This window comes from Clostridium polynesiense (assembly GCF_000820705.1).
In the GTDB taxonomy this organism is placed as follows: Bacteria; Bacillota; Clostridia; order Clostridiales; family Clostridiaceae; genus Clostridium_AA; species Clostridium_AA polynesiense.
This window is the reverse complement of the sequence record NZ_CCXI01000057.1, coordinates 1-3,793: the sequence shown is the minus strand read 5'-3', so window position 1 is coordinate 3,793 and position 3,793 is coordinate 1. Positions and strand designations below refer to the sequence as shown.

General features: G+C 32.8%; 2 protein-coding genes and 1 pseudogene. 1 reads left to right on the top strand and 2 read right to left on the bottom strand.

Annotated features, from left to right (window positions below):
- Positions 1 to 304 precede the first annotated feature (304 nt).
- Together TA89_RS05310 and TA89_RS05305 are read right to left on the bottom strand one after the other, a co-directional pair.
- A complete protein-coding gene (locus TA89_RS05310) occupies positions 305 to 1,669 on the bottom strand; it encodes a sigma-54 interaction domain-containing protein (RefSeq protein ID WP_040211522.1) in 1,365 nt (454 codons plus the stop codon).
- 60 nt (positions 1,670 to 1,729) lie between these two features.
- Positions 1,730 to 2,961 (bottom strand): annotated as a pseudogene (locus TA89_RS05305) (serine hydroxymethyltransferase).
- Positions 2,962 to 3,152: 191 nt separating this feature from the next.
- On the opposite strand from TA89_RS05305, the gene TA89_RS05300 reads away from it, so the two are divergent.
- Positions 3,153 to 3,793, top strand: a 641-nt coding sequence (locus TA89_RS05300) for a threonine/serine exporter family protein (protein ID WP_040211521.1), incomplete at its 3' end; no start/stop codon positions are given.

Below are 3,793 nucleotides of genomic sequence, written 5' to 3'. Positions count from 1 at the left end.
CTGCGTCTATAACAGCTGCAACCTCCACTCCATTTTTTTTCAATAACATTTTTACCATTCCTGATCCCATTGCTCCCAACCCACAGATAATTACTTTAATATTCATATTAAAACCCCCTTTCTGAAAATTAAAGCAATTATCGTGCCAATACTTTTAGTGAATTAATCTATATAAATAGTATGTTCTAATATATTTATATCAGTAACCGGCAATTTTTTTTGCACTCATTTAATGTTTTAAGGATATAAAAGCAAAAAAATTTGCCTTAAAGACAAATTTTTTTGCATCATTGAATATATTAAATTATAATACTTTTATTCCATGCTTTTTAAGCTTATATTGCAGATTCTGTCTGCTAATTTTTAAATCTCTTGCAGTCTTAGATACATTAAATTCATTTTTCATTAGCATATTCTCTATTGCTTTTCTTTCGATATTGTCTATATATTTTTCAAGCGAAATATCTCCAGAATAATCTGTATTATCTTTTGCTTCCACAGTTAAAGCAGAAAAATCTAGGGGATCTAAAACTAATTTTTTCTTATCTTCTGACATTATACATGCTGATTCTATAATATTTCTAAGCTCCCGAATGTTCCCTGGAAAGCTGTACTCTAGGAGTTTCTTTAAAGAAGAACTTTCAATACCTTTGATTTCTCTTCCGAAAGATTTGTTATAATGAGCTATAAAATGATTTATTAAAATAGGAATATCCTCTTTTCTTTCTCTTAAGGGCAGAACATTAATTCTAACTACGCTGAGTCTGTAATATAAATCTTTTCTAAGTTTACCTTCTCTGATAAGCTTTTCAGGAACCTCGTTTAAAGCAGCTATCACACGAATGTCTACATTCATTTCTTTTTCTGCTCCTACAGCCCTTACTGCTCCTTCCTGAAGTACTCGGAGAAGCTTAGATTGAAGATTCATTTCCATAGAATTGATCTCATCTAAAAAAATCGTTCCTCCATTAGCTTGTGAAAAAAGGCCTTCCTTATTTTCAGCTCCTGTAAAGCTGCCTTTGACAGTACCAAATAAAGTTCCCTCCAGAAGTGTACTTGGTATAGCTGCACAATTAATAGCTATGAAAGGCCTTTTAGCCCTCATACCATCATAGTGAATACTCTGTGCAAACAATTCTTTACCACTTCCTGTTTCTCCGGTTATAAGCACTGTTGCATTTGTTTCTGCTGCTTTCTTGGCCTTTATGATAAGATCTTCCATATCCTTATTAGCTGTTAAAATATCCTCAAATCCGTAGCCTTTTTCTTTTGTATTTTTAACACTTTCCAGTGTGTTTATCTTATCGCTTAATTCCTTTAGTTGGGTCATGTCCTTTGCTATTTCTATGGCTGCAACAACTTCAGAATCCAAAATTACCGGCACCGTAGTATTTATAGATGTAACTTCTTTACTATAAAAATAGCTGTATTTTTGTATTATATCCGTAAATTTCTGCTTAAACTTTAAGGAATTCATTAAAGTAGATGATCTTTCATCCAGGTTACTAATCTCATTAATTTTCTTACCCATTACATGATTCTTTTTAACGCCTTCAATTTTTTCCATTACAGTGTTATAGTATATAGTTTTCCCCTCTTTATCTACTATATGTATTCCCTCGCTAATACTGGCAATAAGCGTTTCTAAGATTTTTTCACACTCACCCATAAAAATAACACCCCATTATAAACTATAAATAAATTAAGACGGCATATAGCCGTCTTAATATTAGTAAAGAGAATGCTTATCGCAGAGATTTTTAACTCTTGTCTTAGCTTCTTCGTTACCACTTTCCTTTTTCTCAGCTACCAAATTAATAATTGCAGCTATTTCTTTCATATCTTCTTTATTAAACCCTCTTGTGGTAACTGCTGGAGTTCCGATTCTAATTCCGCTTGTAGTAAATGGACTTAAAGTTTCAAAAGGAACAGTGTTTTTGTTCACCGTGATACCGATACTGTCTAGTAAGTGCTCCATTTCTTTACCGGTAATATTCTTATTGGTTAAATCTACCAAAAGTAAATGATTATCCGTTCCTCCACTTACAAGGTTAAATCCATATTTGGTTAATTCCTCTTCAAGAACCTTCGCATTATCAACTACCTGCTTCATATATTCTTTGAAGGAATCCTCCATTGCCTCCTTAAAGCAAACTGCTTTTCCAGCTATAACATGCATTAAAGGTCCTCCCTGCATTCCTGGGAATATACTCTTATCCAGTAATTTAGCGTATTTTTCTTTGCATAATATAGCTCCGCCTCTTGGACCTCTTAATGTTTTATGAGTAGTGGTAGTTACAAAATCAGCATAAGGTACTGGTGAAGGGTGGATTCCTGTGGCAACTAAACCAGCTATGTGTGCCATGTCTACCATTAAATATGCATTAACTTCATCTGCTATTTCTCTGAACTTTTTAAAATCGATTTTTCTTGGATATGCACTGGCTCCAGCAACTATGAGCTTTGGCTTGATTTCATGAGCAATCCTTCTTACTTCATCATAATCAATTCTTCCTGTTTCCTTATTAACACCGTATGATACAAATTTAAAAAGCTTACCGGAAAAATTGACAGGGCTTCCATGAGTAAGATGCCCTCCATGAGTAAGATCCATTCCCAATACCGTATCTCCAGGTTCAAGGATTGAAAATAAACAGCCATATTTGCTTGAGATCCTGAATGAGGTTGCACGTTAGCATGCTCAGCATTAAATAGTTTTTTAAGCCTGTCTCTAGCAAGATCTTCAACCTTGTCCACTATTTCGCAGCCTCCATAATATCTTTTTGCAGGATAACCTTCAGCATATTTATTGGTAAGTGGTGAACCCACTGCTTCCATAACAGATTTGCTTGTAAAATTTTCAGAGGCAATAAGTTCAATATTGTTCTTTTGTCTGCTCATCTCATCTTGAATGAAGCTGAAGATTTCCCTATCATTTTTTTGAAGATTTGAAAATTCCATAATTACACCTCTTCCGTCATTATATTTATATATTAATTATAAATTTTATAAGGATTTATTTCAACATAATTACAATAATGAAATAATTTATTTATTATTATGCATTTTTACTGATATTAGCTTAATTTTATTCATTTTTATTTGATAAAGTGATATAATACTTCAGTACAATGAATAAAGGAGAATAAGGTATGAAGCAGCAGTCTTTAGTTCAATTAGCAGTAGAAGCCGGAAAGATAATTCTAGAAAACGGCGGCGAAACATATAGGGTTGAAGAAACCATAAATCGTATTTGTGATTCATATAATGTAAAATTTGCAGAAAGTTTTGTAACTCCTACAGGTATTATGGTATCTGCATATACCCCTGAAGGTACGAATATATCAGTAATAAAGGTTATAAAAAAGAGAACTGTAGACTTAGAAAAAATCTCCAGTGTAAATGAGCTCTCAAGAAATATTACCTCCTCTAAACTTTCCCCTGAAGAGTTTCAAGTTAAACTAAATGAGATAAATTCATCTCCAAGATATAATTTGATAACTACTTTGTTTTTTTCAGGAATAGTAACATCATTCTTTACTCTTCTCTTTGGAGGAAATGTGAAAGAGGCATTAGTTGCATTTTTAATAGGAATAATAATTAAAATAATTACTATTTTGTCAGGAGAACTTGAGATTAATGACTTTTTCGTAAATATAATGGGTGGAGCTATTGCATCAGCCATTGCAATTTTATTTGTTCATACCGGATTTGCCACTGACTTAGATAAAATCATCATCGGCTCAATAATGCTTCTAGTCCCTGGTATAGCAATAACCAACGCCATAAGAGA

Excerpts from the sequence above, each read along its gene's own strand:
- TA89_RS05310 (WP_040211522.1), bottom strand. The coding sequence starts at position 1,669 with ATGGGTGAGTGTGAAAAAATCTTAGAAACGCTTATTGCCAGTATTAGC.